The organism is Desulfitobacterium sp. PCE1, assembly GCF_000384015.1.
Classification (GTDB): Bacteria; Bacillota; Desulfitobacteriia; order Desulfitobacteriales; family Desulfitobacteriaceae; genus Desulfitobacterium; species Desulfitobacterium dehalogenans.
Window position 1 is genome coordinate 3,894,903 of the sequence record NZ_KB913023.1, and the last position, 16,040, is coordinate 3,910,942.

At 45.8% G+C, this 16,040-nt stretch carries 12 protein-coding genes; 1 reads left to right on the forward strand and 11 read right to left on the reverse strand.

Annotated features, from left to right (window positions below; translation table 11 throughout):
* Positions 1-134: 134 nt before the first annotated feature.
* The 3 genes from DESPCE1_RS0119280 to modA all read right to left on the reverse strand — a co-directional run bounded on the left by DESPCE1_RS0119280 (position 135) and on the right by modA (position 2,483).
* Positions 135-803 (reverse strand): ATP-binding cassette domain-containing protein, encoded by a 669-nt coding sequence (locus tag DESPCE1_RS0119280; RefSeq protein WP_019851398.1) that lies wholly within the window; start codon positions 801-803, stop codon positions 135-137.
* On the reverse strand, positions 803-1,495 hold the full coding sequence (gene modB / locus DESPCE1_RS0119285; RefSeq protein ID WP_019851399.1) for a molybdate ABC transporter permease subunit: 693 nt from the start codon (positions 1,493-1,495) through the stop codon (positions 803-805). Before modB ends, DESPCE1_RS0119280 begins: the two co-directional genes overlap by 1 nt.
* Positions 1,496-1,655: 160 nt before the next feature.
* Positions 1,656-2,483 carry a molybdate ABC transporter substrate-binding protein gene (gene modA, locus DESPCE1_RS0119290; RefSeq protein ID WP_019851400.1) on the reverse strand — a complete coding sequence of 276 codons (828 nt, stop codon included), beginning with the start codon at positions 2,481-2,483 and terminating at the stop codon, positions 1,656-1,658.
* A gap of 382 nt (positions 2,484-2,865) precedes the next feature.
* On the opposite strand from modA, the gene DESPCE1_RS0119295 reads away from it, so the two are divergent.
* On the forward strand, positions 2,866-3,870 hold the full coding sequence (locus DESPCE1_RS0119295; protein ID WP_019851401.1) for a helix-turn-helix transcriptional regulator: 1,005 nt from the start codon (positions 2,866-2,868) through the stop codon (positions 3,868-3,870).
* Positions 3,871-4,590: 720 nt separating this feature from the next.
* Here DESPCE1_RS0119295 and DESPCE1_RS0119300 read toward each other — a convergent pair.
* The 8 genes from DESPCE1_RS0119300 to DESPCE1_RS0119335 form a co-directional block, all read right to left on the reverse strand.
* A complete protein-coding gene (locus DESPCE1_RS0119300) occupies positions 4,591-5,826 on the reverse strand; it encodes an LL-diaminopimelate aminotransferase (protein ID WP_019851402.1) in 1,236 nt (411 codons plus the stop codon).
* A gap of 217 nt (positions 5,827-6,043) precedes the next feature.
* Positions 6,044-8,545 carry an HD domain-containing phosphohydrolase gene (locus DESPCE1_RS0119305; protein ID WP_019851403.1) on the reverse strand — a complete coding sequence of 834 codons (2,502 nt, stop codon included), beginning with the start codon at positions 8,543-8,545 and terminating at the stop codon, positions 6,044-6,046.
* 247 nt (positions 8,546-8,792) lie between these two features.
* On the reverse strand, positions 8,793-10,109 hold the full coding sequence (locus tag DESPCE1_RS0119310; RefSeq protein ID WP_019851404.1) for an NAD(P)-dependent oxidoreductase: 1,317 nt from the start codon (positions 10,107-10,109) through the stop codon (positions 8,793-8,795).
* 238 nt (positions 10,110-10,347) lie between these two features.
* Positions 10,348-10,893, reverse strand: a complete 546-nt coding sequence (locus DESPCE1_RS0119315) for an NADH peroxidase (RefSeq protein WP_019851405.1) — start codon at positions 10,891-10,893, stop codon at positions 10,348-10,350.
* Positions 10,894-11,119: 226 nt separating this feature from the next.
* A complete protein-coding gene (locus DESPCE1_RS0119320) occupies positions 11,120-11,989 on the reverse strand; it encodes a DmsC/YnfH family molybdoenzyme membrane anchor subunit (protein ID WP_019851406.1) in 870 nt (289 codons plus the stop codon).
* A gap of 21 nt (positions 11,990-12,010) precedes the next feature.
* Positions 12,011-12,550, reverse strand: a complete 540-nt coding sequence (locus tag DESPCE1_RS0119325; protein ID WP_019851407.1) for a DMSO/selenate family reductase complex B subunit — start codon at positions 12,548-12,550, stop codon at positions 12,011-12,013.
* A 16-nt stretch (positions 12,551-12,566) separates the two neighbouring features.
* Entirely contained in the window at positions 12,567-15,152 is a 2,586-nt protein-coding gene (locus tag DESPCE1_RS0119330; protein ID WP_019851408.1) for a molybdopterin-dependent oxidoreductase, read from the reverse strand.
* A gap of 16 nt (positions 15,153-15,168) precedes the next feature.
* Complete coding sequence (locus DESPCE1_RS0119335; RefSeq protein WP_019851409.1) at positions 15,169-15,873, reverse strand: molecular chaperone; 705 nt, start codon at positions 15,871-15,873, stop codon at positions 15,169-15,171.
* Between the last annotated feature and the right edge of the window lie 167 nt (positions 15,874-16,040).

Here is a 16,040-nt window from a genome sequence, read left to right on the forward strand (position 1 = left end):
CCCCTCCCCCCTTCTTTTTACTCTCGGCATTTTCATTATCTCTAATAGTGTATTGAATCCCGGGGAGATGGGTGAGTGTTTAAGATATGAAAAAATCCCCTCCTCTGGGTAGAGAAAGGGAACGTAAAAGCTGGTTAAGCTTCTATGGGTTTCAGAATTTCTTGCATACCTTTATCAATCCTTAAGATTTGACTGCCTAGTATCTCGGCTTCACGGGGATCATGGGTGACCAGAATAAAAGGGATCTGCCATTGCTTCTGAACCTTTAAAAGTTCTTGTTGGAGAAGCGCCCGGGTGTCAGGGTCCAGAGCCGAGAGGGATTCATCCAAGAGCAGGAGCTCCGGTTCCGTCATTAAAGCTCGTGCCAAAGCCACGCGCTGTTTTTCTCCTCCTGATATTTGAGAAGGATAACGCTTCCGTAAGTGACCGATTTTAAGAATGTCCAGAAGCTCCGTCACACCTATCGCTTTATGAGAGGCTTCTGTCAATTCCGCCGGCTTAGGCTTTCCATAGAGGACGTTCTTTTCGATAGTCATATGAGGAAACAGTGCGTAATCCTGAAAGACATAACCAATCCGGCGTTTTCGAACCGGGATATTGATTTTTTGCTCAGAAGAAAAGATGGTTTTACCATTAATCCAAATGTCTCCCTGAGTAGGGTTTTGCAACCCCGCCAAACACTGGAGGACTGTGGTCTTCCCCGCTCCCGACGGACCGACAATGGCCAGGATATGGTTATCCACCTCAAAATCCACTGCCAAGGTAAATGAGGGCAGTTTTTTCTGGAAATGCACCTTGACCATTAAGCTATCCTCCCATCAGGCTTGGTTGAGTTTCCCTTACCTTTTCCCCAATGATTAAGCCCGAAAATGACCAGAAAGCTGAACAACACCATGATCGATACGAGAATCCAGGCCTGACGGGCGTCTCCGGCTTCACTGGCAAAATAAATAGCCAAAGGCATCGTGGACGTCTTACCAGGAATATTGCCGGCCAGCATGAGTGTTGCTCCAAATTCGCCGAGGGAACGGGCGAAAGCCAGTACAAAACCCGCAACACAGCCATTCCATGCTAAAGGAATGGTGACGGTGAAGAAGATCCTTAACTCTCCGGCCCCAAGGGTACGCGCCGCTTTTTCCAATTGGGGGTCCACACTCTCGATGGCTGCTTTTACAGACTGGTACATCATAGGGAAGGATACCACCGCTGCGGCGATAATCGCCCCCCAAATGGTGAAGACCACCGTCACACCAAACAGCTCTCCCAGGAGCTTGCCGACAGGTCCGTTCTTGCCAAAAGTGTAGAGCAAGACAAATCCGACCACAGAAGGCGGCAGAACGAGTGGTAAGGTCAGAAGGGATTCCACAACGGCCTTTCCCGTGAACTGGCGCTTAGCCATCAACGTAGCAATGGGAATAGCAAAGCAAACCACAATTACCACTGCGGCCACGGCAACTTTTACAGATAAGATAATGGGTGAAAAATTAAAGTCCATCTCTATTCCCTCAAATTTTTCCTCAAATTTATCAGAAGTCAGTAAAAACCATAGGTATAATCAGCCTCAGCAAGAAAAACAAAGCCAAGACCGATTATACCTTTAAATGCACTGTGTTTGTACTTTATTTTGTCCTTTATCTAAAATAATTTCCAGCTTTTTATTTGCTTAAGTTGGTTTTAAAACCGTATTTCGCGAAGATATACTGAGCCTCTGAACCTTTCAAATAGGTTAAGAAGGCATTAGCTGCTTCCTTTTCCTTGGTTGCCGAAACAATTCCAGCCGGATAGGTTATGGCTTTATGGCTGTCAGCTGGGAAAGCTTCTACAACTTTGACTTTTGTTGAGCCTTGAGCGTCGGATTTATAGACAACTCCCGCTTCGGCGTTGCCGGTCTCCACATAATTCAACACCTGAGTTACATCTTTGGCCTGAACAAATTTGGGCACCAGGGTATCCCAAAGCTTAAGGGAGGTAAAGGCTTCTTTGGCATATTTGCCGGCGGGGACGGATTCCGGAGTGCCGATACCGATCTGCTTCACACTTTCCTTGGACAGATTCTGTATGGAGTTAACACTGGTATCGTTGGCACCGACAACAAGAACCAAATCATTGCCCACCAGATTGATAACGCTGTCTTTATCCATTAAGTTCTTTTCCAAGAGAGCATCCACCTGGGATTTTCCTGCTGAAATAAACAGATCAGCCGGAGCTCCCTGTTCAATTTGCTGCTGCAGGGTTCCTGAAGCACCCATGTTAAAGGTCAGTTTAACATTAGGCTCTTTCGCGGCATAATCCTTTTGAATCTCATCCAAGGCATTTTTCAAACTGGCCGCTGCGGAAACAATCAGCTCCGTTTGTTTGGCAGGCTCTTGGGGTGCCCCCCCATTATTGCCGCTGTTAGCGTTACCGGTGTTGCTGGCACACCCAGTTAAACCTAAAGAAAGTACCATACCGGAAATCAATAGGGCCTTAATCCACTTTTTCATCCTTAAACCTCCTGAAAGTTATCTTTTATTTTCTTCGATTCAATTATTTATGTAAATTGATAGACTTTTGGCGTCAAAACGTCAAAGCTCCCAATATTTTTTGGTTTTAGCTATTCGTTCTAGTATTAAAACACCTTGAGAGAACGCAAACAAAAAGAATAGAACCAAAGAAAAGGGGAACAAACCAAACGTAATTGCACTCTTACTAGAACTTAAGTTTAGATCAACGCCAACAAACACCATTTACCAATCAACATAAACAAACATAACCTAACTTTAGGTCTATTATATATTATGATATAATCGTTATCAAGATGTAAATAGACACTCGCTAGCCTTTTACTTATTGTTCAATAGGTTAATTATGGGGGGAGAGATTTCCTTGTCCAATGTGACTTATACTCCTGAGGAAGTCGCAAGCATTCTGAAAATCTCTAAATTTACGGTATACGAAATGATTAAACGCGGCGACCTCAGCGCTTACCGCATCGGCCGTAAATTTCGCATCGAAAGTGCGGATCTGGAAAATTACATCCGCAGATCCAAGGGAGACTGTTCGACTTCGTCCTCTGGAAATACAATCAATCTTCCGCTGTCAGGTGATGCTCCACCGAGCGGTCCGGACGGCCGGGAGAAAACTACTGACACGCATCCTGCCTTTCCAGGTTCTACGCTTCCGGATCAAAGTTTGGTAATCTGCGGTCAAGATATCATCTTGGATATTTTAACCCGTCATTTGCATAAGCAATTTCCTCAAGTCCTTTTTCTTCGCCAATACAGCGGCAGCCTGGATGGCCTGATTGCTCTTTACCGCGGTCAAGCTAACGTGGTTACCACTCATTTATGGGATAGCGATACCAATGAATATAACATTCCCTATGTCCGGAGATTGTTACCCGGGCATCCGGCCTGCATCATCAATCTGGTTTATCGCATGGAAGGCTTCTATGTAGCCAAAGGAAATCCAAGAAAAATCTTCACTTGGAGCGACTTAGGTCGATCCGATATTCGCTTTGTTAACCGCGAACGTGGATCCGGGGCACGGGTACTTCTGGACGAACAGCTTCGTCTTGCCCATATTCCTCATCACAGTGTGCGAGGATATGAGGATGAGGAGATGTCTCATATGGCTGTTGCCAGTCGAGTAGCCCGTGGTGAAGCCGATGTTGGGCTGGGGATTGAAAAGGCTGCTATGCAAGTAAGCTCTTTAGATTTTGTGCCTCTGCACAAGGAACGCTATGATCTCGTTATTCGCAAGGAGGATTTGGTAAAACCCCATTTTCAGGCTTTATTGAGCATTTTGAATTCCGAGGTTTTCCACAATGAGGTAGCGGGAATTGGTGGGTATGATATCACTGATATGGGAAAAATTATGGGAGAAGTTTAACTCCCCTCAGATATCATCTAAAGATTGCTAGATATCCATAACGAAACAAAGCCAGCCCCCTTAATTTAAGAGGACTGGCTATTTTACTATGGTGAAAAAGACCCAAAAAGTTGATTCTCCAGGATTTTGCTTTCGGCGTTCACTCCATAAGCTGCGCGGAGCAATCTAATCGCGAAAGACCTCCGCTGCGTCGGGTTCCCGCCCAAATCGCTCCTGCTCAATGGGCGGTTGGAAACGTCCTGTTTCCAACCCGACTCCGCTGCAATCTTTCGCGAAGATTGCTTACCTGCTCGCTTAGAATCCGTTCTCTGCCTTAAAGCAAAATCCTTAGGCTGCCTTTCAGGCTTGAGCAGTGCAACTCTTTCGAAAAGACCCAAAAGAAGGGCCAACAAAGACGCGCAAGCGTAGCTTTACGCACAGGAGCGAACGGCTTTCACTGTGTATAAGGCAGCTAAGGCTTCTGCTTCGCTTCACTCACCATAAGCCAAGCTTTCTTTAAGCGGAAGGGCGGCCAGGTCAACGAGGCTTTCATAACGTAGCGGAGCCACTGGTTCACATCAGGTACTACCTGGAGGTTTGGCGCAGCTGTTAAGAAAGCGAGTGAACCAGCCCTGGAGCTATAGAGTACGTGAGCTCCGATGAAGAAAGCCTCCGGTGGGGGGTTTCAGGAGCTCACGCCCGAAGGTTCGTTGTGCGTAAAGCTACGCGACCCGAGCAAATTCACTTCATCCGAGCCTTAATTCGCTCGATAGCTTTTTCGGTATTCTCACGCGTCCCAAAGGCCGTGAGGCGGAAGAACCCTTCGCCGTTAGCTCCGAAGCCCGCTCCGGGAGTACCTACCACATAAGCTTCCTTCATCAGTTTATCGAAAAATTCCCAGGATCCTAAATTACCAGGGGTTTTCATCCAGATATAAGGGGCATTCACACCGCCAAAGACTTTGAAACCGGCTTCCTTCAGACCTTCCCTGATAATACGGGCATTTTCCATATAATAATCAATGGTTGCTTGGATCTGCTTTTTTCCTTCTTCAGTATAGATGGCAGCGGCTCCTGCTTGTACAGGATAGGACACTCCATTAAACTTGGTGGTCTGTCTTCTCAGCCAAAGCTTATTCAAGCAATGTCCTTCACCTTTGGAGTCATAGATCATTATATCCTTGGGCACGATGGTATAGGCACAACGTGTTCCGGTAAAGCCTGCGGTTTTGGAAAAGCTGCGGAATTCTACAGCCACTTCCCGGGCTCCTTCTACTTCATAAATACTGTGCGGTACTCCCTCTTCCCGAATAAAGGCTTCATAGGCTGCATCAAAAAGAATAACGGCCTTGTTTTTCTGTGCGTAATCAACCCATTCCTTCAGCTCTTCCTTAGTCAAGGTCACTCCCGTGGGATTGTTGGGGAAGCAAAGATAAATCATATCCACAGGTGTGGCAGGCAATTTAGGCTTCATGCCCCCTTCCTCAGTACAAGGAAGATAGACAATTTTACCATACATCCCTTTCTCCTTATCATACATCCCGGTCCGTCCAGCCATAACATTGCTGTCCACATAGACGGGATAGACCGGGTCAGTCACGGCCATAATGTTATCTACTCCAAAGAGCTCTTGAAAATTGGCTGTATCACTTTTAGCTCCATCGCTGATAAAGACTTCATCCATTCCCAGCTGAACTCCCCGGGGGGCATATTCATGGGCGATGATTCTCTCAATTAGGGAATCATACCCTTGTTCTGGTCCGTATCCCCGGAAGGTTCCTACGTTACCCATCTCATCCACAGCCTTCTTCATGGCTTCAACGACGACTGGGGCGAGGGGTCTTGTCACATCACCAATTCCCAAGCGGATAATATCAGCCTCAGGATTCTGAGCCTTAAATTCATTGACTCTCCGCGCTATTTCAGAAAACAAATAACTCCCCGCTAGTTTTAAGTAATTCTCATTGATCCGCGCCATGGTGCCAGTCCCCCTTCTCATACTAAACCCTGAAGGCACCGCCGACCTTATCCACCGCGAAGATGCCTACGCCGTTATATTATCATCTATCGTTATAAATTATATTACTGTTCCCTTTCTTATTGCAACTTTTCCCTGAGGAAGTCCCCCAGAGCTCTTATCATTTTCTGAATTGGGTTTTGTTTTCAAAGCCTTTTCACCTGTAAGTAATCCGGCCCTAGACTGTCTTCACAAAAAGTTTAACGATATGAGGGTCAAATTGGGCCCCGGCACAGCGCATAATTTCTTCAATGGCAGCTTGAGTTGATTGGGCTTTTCGATAGGGTCGATCATTGGTCATGGCATCAAATGTGTCGGCAACGGCAAGAATCCGGCATTCAATAGGAATCTCCTCTCCTTTTAAGCCTAAAGGATACCCAGAACCATCCCAATTCTCATGATGCTTGAGAATCCAATCGGCGATGGGATAAATATCCGGAGTGGATTGAGCGATTCGATGACCCATTTCACAATGCTCTTTCATGATCTTCCACTCGTCCGCGGTTAGACGTCCCTTCTTAAACAGTATCTGATCAGGAATCCCTACTTTTCCGATATCATGGAACTGAGCAAAGAGCTTCAAATCGGATAGTCTCTGCTCGGATAAACCTGCTAACTGCCCCGTGCTGATAATCAAATTTTGTACTCGTTCAGCATGGCCTTCTGTGATGAAATCCCGGAACTCCAAAGCTTTTGTGAGTATTTGAACTTGAGAATTCCGCGTACTATTGTTGCTATGGAGTTTCTCTCTACCCATGGCGTCATCGGCATTTCTTAACAGCTCACTCATCTTCAACCCACAGGATCCGGAGCAAGCGTATCCCAGGGAGATGTCCAAGGGGTAACCGTCATGATCCTTATTATATTTTTCCACATTCCTGCGAAAAAGCTGGCAGGCCTGTTCGAGATCCACATCCTCATTTTTTTCGATGAGTACGGCGAATTCATCTCCCCCGATGCGAGCTACAAGATAGTCCTTAAAGCACTCGTCCAGCAGCCTTGCCGTCGTCACTAAGACTTGATCTCCCGCTTCACTTCCGAAGGTGGTGTTGATTAGCTTCAGACCGTTTACATCGCACATGATTAAGCCGACTTCTTTGCTGGGGTCCGCTTCATACTTGCGCAATTCCTGTTCAAAGTAGACACGGTTATAGAGACCTGTCAACCGATCATGCAAATTCAAGAATTGAAGCTCAGCTTCAGCTTTCTTCCATTCGGTAATATCAATAATGGAGAGAACGGTCTGAATCGTCTGTGGGATGACTTCTGCAGAAACGATGACATCTTTTAAGTTACCCTGATTGTCTTTGTATTTCACTTCATACTGACGGGGTACATGGGAGTCCTGTTGGAGTCTTTTTCGATTATACTCTTTCAGACGCCTCACTTCGTTATCGGGCAGAAAATCTGTAAGATAGGCTATATTATCCATTTTTTCACTGGGCAAACCTAAAAGTCTCTCCGCTTGGGGATTCGAGAGGAGTATTTTTAAGTTCTCATCAACGATTAAGAAGGCACTCCCGGAATGATTAAATATGGTACGGTAACGATTTTCCGACCACATTAACTGGTATTGAATCCTGCCCTGCTCTACAGCATTGGCAAAGGTTTCTGTAACAAGTTTTAAAGGATTGAGAATCTCCTTAAAGGGCAGCCCACCTGAGGATATGTTGACGAAGATAAGCACTCCAAGCAAAGATCCTTTAAAATTAAGGGGAATGGTTAAAACGGAATCTTTCTTAAACACTTCATGGGCCAAAGATCCGATCTCTTTGAACTCAGCCTGGTGAGCAGGTTTCTGACATAAGATATTGCCTTTTTCCCAGTGGATTTTCAACTCTTTAAAGGTTTTTGGAGAGATTGAACATCCATGAGTCAATTTTCCATGTTCATGGACGCTGACATATTCCTTTAAGTTGCTACCAAGATGCAGACAGACTTGTTCCGCCTTAAATAGCTTTAAAATATCCTTTAGAGACTCTTCTGCAGCTACTTTAAAATCCTCTTGCTGATTAAAGCGGGCCGAAATACTCGCTAATCTCTCTTCAAATTTCAGCTTGCGTATCACCATCTCTTCAGCCTCATATCGACGGACAGTACTTTCCAAGGCCTTCTCCAGATTGTGCCGATAGATAGCTTCCGCAACAAGGGGTCTTATGGTCTCAATGAATTGGATGTCTTCCTGGGAAAACACTCCACTCTTGACATCGGCGATGTGTATAACTCCTACTACCTTACCTTGATGGTGCAAGGGGATCACGGCCAGGCTTTTGAATTTCTTATTGGCACATATGCCGCGGAAACTTAAAAGTTGGTCCTCCTTCAACTCTTCTACATATTGAAAGAAGTTTTGAGCGTAATAGGTCCCTGATTCCGAAATATGATCCTGATCCTCATTTTTAAACTGCTGCCTTAAAACTCTCAAGCAGACGCATTCATCCTCATGAACAGAAATGCAACTTTCAGAAGCAATAAAATCCTCATCGAACCCCCGATAAACTACATAAGGGGCAAGGCCGGCCTCTCTAAGCACCCGAATACCAATATTCTCACATCCGGTCCATCCCGAGAGAAAATCGATAATTCCATTGAGGTACTCTTCGAGAGAGTTTTTGTTACTAAGTTGATTAAGTAGGTTAAGTATAGCCATGAGTTTGACATCCTGAATATCTTGTCGCATTCCCATTCCTCCATCATGGTAATGGTCTTCTCGTTACCAATTTTATAAGCTCTTAAAGCTAAAAAGTTCTTCAATCAAAATCATATTCCTTCTTAATTATCACTCCTGGTTTAAAAATTCACAAAATTTTACTCCTAAGAAACAATATGAATCTCCTTTTATTTTAAAACCTATTTTAGAGAGAAGATCGTTGGCTACCTACAAAAAAGCTTGAGACAAAACTAATCTCAAGCAAAATCCCACAAATTCATTTGGCGCTTTGTAATTTCTTCCTTAAAAGGTACGCATGCATCTCAATGGCAATACGTCTCCCCTCACCCATAGCCTTGACTACAGTAGCCGGGCCATGAACCACATCCCCTGCCGCAAAAACTCCGTCCCTGGTGGTCATGCCGTGCTCATTGCAGATCAGTAACCCTTGCTTATTAATCTCAAAGCCCTGGGAGGTGGTCACGATACGAGCATAGGGCCTTTGTCCAATGGCAAAAATAATTTTATCCGCCGGTAGAATAAAACTTTCTTCTTCTTTGATGACGACCTTGCCATCCTCAGACACTATGGTGTTGGCGTATTTTATCCCTGTTACATTTTCATCTCCCAGTATTTCCAAGGGAGCCGCATAAGTGCGAATCTTGACTCCATCAGCTATAGCCTCGTCCCGCTCAATATCACGGGCCGCCATATCATTTAAGCCTCTGCGTGCAAGAACGGTTACCTCCGCTCCCAGACGACTGGAAGTGCGAGCAGCATCCATAGCAACATTGCCGGCACCAATCACCACCACCTTTTCCCCTTTATCCACAGGAAGTTCATTCTCCGGTAACTGGCCTAACTTATAGAGATTGGTGGTTTGCAGGACATACAGTGCCGATATGACTCCTTCCAAGTGCTCTCCGGGTATTTCCAGAATTTTGGGCAACCCTGCCCCTGTACCGATAAAGACCGCCTGATACCCCTGTGCCAAGAGGTCGTCCAGGAAGAGATCCACACCCACTAAAGAATTGAGCTTAAATTCTACACCTAAATTTTTAATCTTCTCTATATCACGACGTACAACATTCTTAGGTAAGCGATACTCTGGAATGCCGTGAACGAGTACCCCCCCAGGTTCCGCTTCCCCTTCGAAGATAGTGACGGAATAACCAAGTTGAGCCAGTTGGACAGCTGCTGCTAATCCCGCCGGTCCAGAGCCGATAACCGCAATGGCTCCCATGGTAGCGGTTACCTTAGGAAACTCTACATCGGTAGCGTTGTCAGCAATAAACTGCTCAAGTTTACCAATGCGAATCGCTTGGCCTTTTCGAGCCAAAATGCAGCTCGCCTCACACTGCTTTTCCTGCGGGCAAACCCGACCGCAAACAGCCGGTAAATAGCTGTGACGATAAATAGCTTCTAAACCTTGAGCGTACTCTCCCTCTTTTAAGGCTCGGATAAACTGCGGTATGGCATTATTCACCGGGCAACCTTGACGGCATAAGGGTTTTTTGCATTGCAGACAACGTGAGGCTTCAGCAAAAGCTTCTTCCTGACTGAACCCGGATTCAAATTTCATCATCTTACTCACTTTTATCTCCCCTCATACTTAAGGTTTTACGTTTTCTCCCTGTCAAGTTTTACAGATTGAAACAAAAAATATAGTTGATTATACCATAGATTTTTTTGGTGAAGGGTGTACAGATTTTAACGAGCAGGCTAAAATTCCAGGTAATTCTATCCATTTAGAAAAAACACCCATGTTTAATATACATAAAAAATAGGGAACTATCCCCAAAAGGATGTTCCCTATGTCCGCTTGTCTAATCTTATTTGAAATAACGGTTGAGTAGTCCCAAGAATGCTTTGCCATGACGGGCTTCATCTTTACACATTTCATGAACTGTATCGTGAATAGCATCCAGATTGAGTTTCTTGGCCAAGGTTGCCAGGTCTTTTTTGCCTTGAGTGGCACCGTATTCTGCTTCCACTCTCATTTCGAGGTTTTTCTTCGTATCGGCTACTACCACTTCGCCTAAGAGTTCAGCAAATTTAGCAGCATGCTCAGCTTCTTCGAAGGCAATTCGTTTGTAAGCTTCCGCTACTTCCGGATACCCTTCACGATCAGCTTGGCGGCTCATAGCCAGGTACATTCCCACTTCAGTGCATTCACCCATGAAGTTTGCTCTTAGACCTTCGATAACTTCCGGATCCACACCTTCTGCGACTCCGATTCTATGCTCATCAGCCCATTGAAGATTCCCTTCGGTTTTTTCAATGAACTTCTCCTTACCTACTTTACACTGAGGACATTGCTCCGGAGCCTCCGGACCCTCATAAATATAACCACAAACTGCACATACGAACTTTTTCATCTTTCAATTCTCTCCTTTTATATTACATTGATTAAATGGTGAGCTATGTTGTTGCTCGTTACATTTACTATTATATTAGAATCATTCTAAAAGTCAAGTGCTTTTTGTTTTTCTTTCATAAAAAAGTTTTGGTTTATGTAAGGCTAGCGCGGAGGAACCTGCAAAAAGATGGATTTCTGAGCTTTTCGGCTCAAAAATCCATCTTAATCAAGAAGTTCAGTGAAGCTTAGGTTCCGATCATCGGAGACACTCCCATGGCGTAAAAGAGATATCGTCCAATGAATTCACCTGCGATAACTAAGGCCAAAGCAAGGTAAACGGTGCTTGTAGAAAGAGCTTTTCCCTTTGCTCCTTTGTTCAGAGCGGCTACCAGCAAGATTGCACCGGCAATTGAAAGTACCCCTCTACCTGCTAACACACCCATGCTTTCAGTCAAGATTTGGGCAGAAGCTTCTGCTGTACTTCCTCCACCATTTAAACCTGAGATGAAGACAGGAAGGTAAGCCAGTGGTAAGATTACGGCAGCAACCCCGAGGTATGACATATTCTTTAAGGTTTTTGTTAATCCTGCTGATATTTGTCCTTTGAGTCCAAAGGCAATGACACCGGCTGCACCTAAGACACCCATGGCTAAGGTTGCACCAAAGAAAGCGATATAGGTGTTCACATTATCCCAAGCAGGGCGAATGGAAGAACTGTAAATACTAGCCATGCTGAACACTGCAGCACATCCCATCAGAACAGTAACCCACCCTAAGGCGTTGCTTTCTTTGCCTTTGCGGGATAACCACCAGAAAACAAACCAAAGAGCGAAGAATCCGCCGGCGGTCATGATTTCCCGGCTTAACCAGGAGGACCCCAGATTCAAAATCGAGCGAGGTGCCCCCAAGGGATCGCCGAGATGGAACAGTGAAAAAACTAAAGCCAACGCTGTAAGTGGACCTACAGCGGTAAATCCGCCGCGAATTGCTTTGGAGGCCTGAGAATCTTGATTGCCTATGCTGGTCTTGACCAGCATAAGCACGATGAATAGTCCAATAGCCAACTGACTCAATAAGGTAAAGGTCATCAATGGCCATTCTTCTGCGAATGTCATAGCATTACCTCCATTCAATTCCTAAGACTTTACGTTAATCACGATATTGGGCTTGGTTGTCTTGGAGCTTGGCAGTGCGGGAGCATCGGCATTTTGGCCGTGCTTTTGGCGGAGTTCATCAATATCTCCATAGTCAAGGCATCTCATGACGCAAGCATCCACACAAGCGGGGTTTTCTCCTTTAGCCAACAGGTCAGCACACATATCGCATTTACCGACCTTTCCTTCTTCCTCCCTATATTGGGGAGCGCCGTAAGGACAGGACCAGGTACAAAGGCGGCAGCCGATGCATTTATCATAGTGATGAATGACGATACCATCCTCTTTGCGCTTTTCCAAGGCACCTGTGGGGCAGTTAGCTACACACTTGGGCTCCTCACAATGGTTGCAGCTGATGGAGAAATGGAGGCGACGAGGATTGGGGAATTTTCCGGTCTCGACATCATAGACCCGACGATAAATCACGCCTATGGCTGAGTCGTTTTTATCTTTACAGGCTACTTGACAGCCTTTGCAGCCGATACAGGTAGTTTGGTCGTAGTAAAATCCTTTTTGTGCCAAGATCACTCACTCCTTTCTATAAAACGATCCGATGGGGCCATTTTACGTCTTCTTCCAAAGGTTCTCCGTTCCATTTTTCTACTTGGCAAATGGTGGAGTTCCAAGCACCGATTCCTTGTCCGGTGGGAATAGGTCCGGTGAGGATATTATCCGATCCTGCTTTATCCACTTGAGTCTTTTCATCGATTTCTACCCATGTTCCATGGGGCAGACCGACTACTCCCGGGGCAATCCATTCGACGATATGGGCAGGACGTAAGGTTTTACCATGACTGCTGAAGATGAGGACGGTGTCCCCTTCTTTAATGCCCCGTTCTTCCGCATCTTTAGCCGCAAGGAATACAGGGTTGGGCCATGCTTCTCTCAGCCAGGATACATTATCGAAGATACTGTGGGAACGTCTCAGGTAGTGAGGATTAATCACTTGCAGAGGATAATCCCCTTTGACTTTATTCTTGAAGTCTTTGTAGGTTGCTTCATAGCCTTCCACTGCCGGATTATAGGTGGGAATAGGGCGGATTTCGGTGAAACCTTTGCCGTTAACGAAGTCAACCAAATCCTGACAATGAATTTCCAGTTTACCGCTGGCCGTTTTAAGAGGATTGGCCACAGGGTCTTTGACAAAGTCTTCATAAGCGATGAAACCAAAATTATCTCCGGGCTTGCGCTCCACCTGGTAAACCCCTTTAGTCTTCAGCTCCTGATAGGAGATGCGGCCCTGCTGGGGAGTTCCGGTGGCACCAATTTCTTTGATATCGGCTTCGGTCAAGGTCACCAAAGTCTCCATGGTCTTGCCATCGGCACCAATCACCTTAGCTCCGGCGATTTGGTTGTAGAACATTTGTTTTTCGTCGATAGGCAGAACCTTTTTGGCATCCAAGCCCATTTTCTCAGCTAATTCGTAAGCAATACGAATATCGCTTTTAGCTTCATAGAGGGGTTCAGTAACTTGACGCCAGAAAACGAGAGCCTCCCGGTTGATGAAGCTGCCAAAACCGCCGACCTTTTCCCATTCCGTAGTCACTGGGAGCACTATATCGGCAAACTTACTGTTGGTAGTTAAGAAATGGCTGGTAGAAAGAACAAACTCTACATGACGGTGAGCTTCAATTCCCTTGGTTTGCCCAGAACGGGTTTGGAGATGGGCTTCCGGGCCATGGTAGATCATTTGGATATTGACATCCCGGACATCACCTTTTCCTGCCACATAATGTCCATCAAGGATGGCCAGCCACATTTCATTGTCGTTAATGGTTTCCTTAATGGGGTTGGCCACAGGGGGAAGTCCGTTAGCTCCGGGAGGAACAAGACTGGGGCCGCCATTGGCTGTAGCATAGTGGCAGCTTACTCCGGTCATAGCGCCGGATCTGCCCATGTTGCCGGTCATGGCACCGAAGGTCATGAACATTTGCGGCCAGGAGTCAGAATTATGGGTACGAGCCGGGCCCCAAGCTGTGAAGAGGGCCACACGATCTTTTTTGGCAATCTTTAATGCTAAGTCGCGGATTCTGTCAGCAGGTACTCCGCAAAGTTCTGCTGCCCATTCCGGGGTTTTCGGTGTGTTGTCATAGGTGCCGAGGACATAATCCTTAAAGTTCTCTTTGGGATCCGCACCTTCCGGCATATGATCGCTGTCAAAACCAACGGTATACTTGTTTAAGAACTCCCAGTCAACCAATGGATTGGTGGTGGGATTATCCTCTTTCAGCAGGGTGTAGGCCATTCCCAGGAACATCGCATGGTCTGTGCTGGGCATAATAGGAAGCCACTCAGCATCCAGCAATTCCACGGTATCGGAGTAGATAGGATCGATGAACACAAATTCTGCTCCGGCTTTTTTGGCCTGGAGATAATGATACGTGGGATTTCCGGCAGCACTCCAGGAGGAGTTTCCGCCGACGATAACGATCAGCTCTGAGTTGCGCAGATCCATCCGGTCATTGATACTTTGCTCAAAGAACCCTTCGGCCATACCGAATTTTTCAGGACCCCAACGCCAGGATCCCCAGGAACTGGTTCCCCAGGAGCCGATATACCCTCCGGCTAAGGAAAGGAGTCGGCCGAAGTCACCGGCATTGGACGCAAAGATGCCCCGGTTGCCATACTGAGCTTTAATACGGTTGATTTCACTGGCGACGATTTCATAAGCTTCATCCCAGGAAATGCGAACCCATTCGTCCCGGCCACGGAGCTCTTTTTTGCCGCCGCCAGGCTCCCAATTCTTCCGCTTCATGGGGTACTTAAGGCGATCCACTCCGAATACCTGCATTCTTTGGGAGCGTCCACGGTTACATCCTCTTTGTTGTGGGTAGTCAGGAGTATCGTGATGGGTATCATCGGTTTTTTGACGAACCACAACACCATCTACCACATAAGCTTTGTTGGAGCAACGCCCTCCACAGTTATGCCAACAGGCTACAGGCATCCATTCTCCTTCTTTTCCAGCCAGATTAGCTGAAGCTGTGGTGGAATCTACGGTAGTCAATCCGCACCCTGGAAGGGTCACTGCTGCTGCCGCTCCGGCTGTAACAGTTGCTGTCCATCCCAGAAAACGTCTTCTGTTCATTGTATAATTTTTTGCTTTTTCAATGAGATTAGCCACCTTTTTCACCTCCAAATTATTTAACAGAACACTGGGTACTATCTATAAGCTCTTCAAGAGCCTCCAGATCAAGAGTCAGAAATCCTTTGAGAACCTTAGCGATTCCAGGATAAAAACTGGATTGGGCATTTTCCCTTATCTTAAGGGTCAATTCGGGAACCCACTGCAGTAAGTGGTTTTCTAAGAAATCTTTTTGATCGGTAAAGATCTGTTGCAGCTTCTCCATATTTTCTTCATTCATAGCTTCCTGAGCCTGCAAAGTAAGCTGATACATAAAGTCCAGCTCCAAACCAAGGTGGTCATCAGCCTCTTGCATAAAATTCCTGGGAAGAAAATGGTATTTGAGATAAGCCTGCCGAACTTGGAGAGTTCGCTCCTGAAAAAGGAGCCGTTCTTTGCTCAAGTAAGCTGATTCCCACAGTGGGGCAGGGAGCCGGTCGGGGCCGATGAACATTCGTGTATAATCCCAATGCAAGGAATCAAAAACCTCCAGGCTTGTTAAATCCTTCTCATAAATCAACGCAAGAATTTGCGCTGCACCTTCCGCGATGTCTTTCTGTTCCTCCTGAAAAGGAAAGTTCTCAAATAAACTCCTGTCATTTATGAATGCGAGAAATTCAGGAGTGGGTTCTTGCAGAAAAGCTCTTCTTAACAGATCATAAATGAAAACTCGGGTTTCAAGTAAGGGTTCAATTTGTAAAATACTTTTGTTATTGTTCATTTTTTCACCCCCCTTTACACTCTCATTATCCCAGAAATCGATTTGTACAAAGTTACAAAAATCACGACATATTTTTTGTATTTTCTTTGAACTTTTAGAATCAATACAAATACAAGAACTTTTCTAGCTGTTACTAATGCACAAGGCCGCATGAAAACCTAGCAATG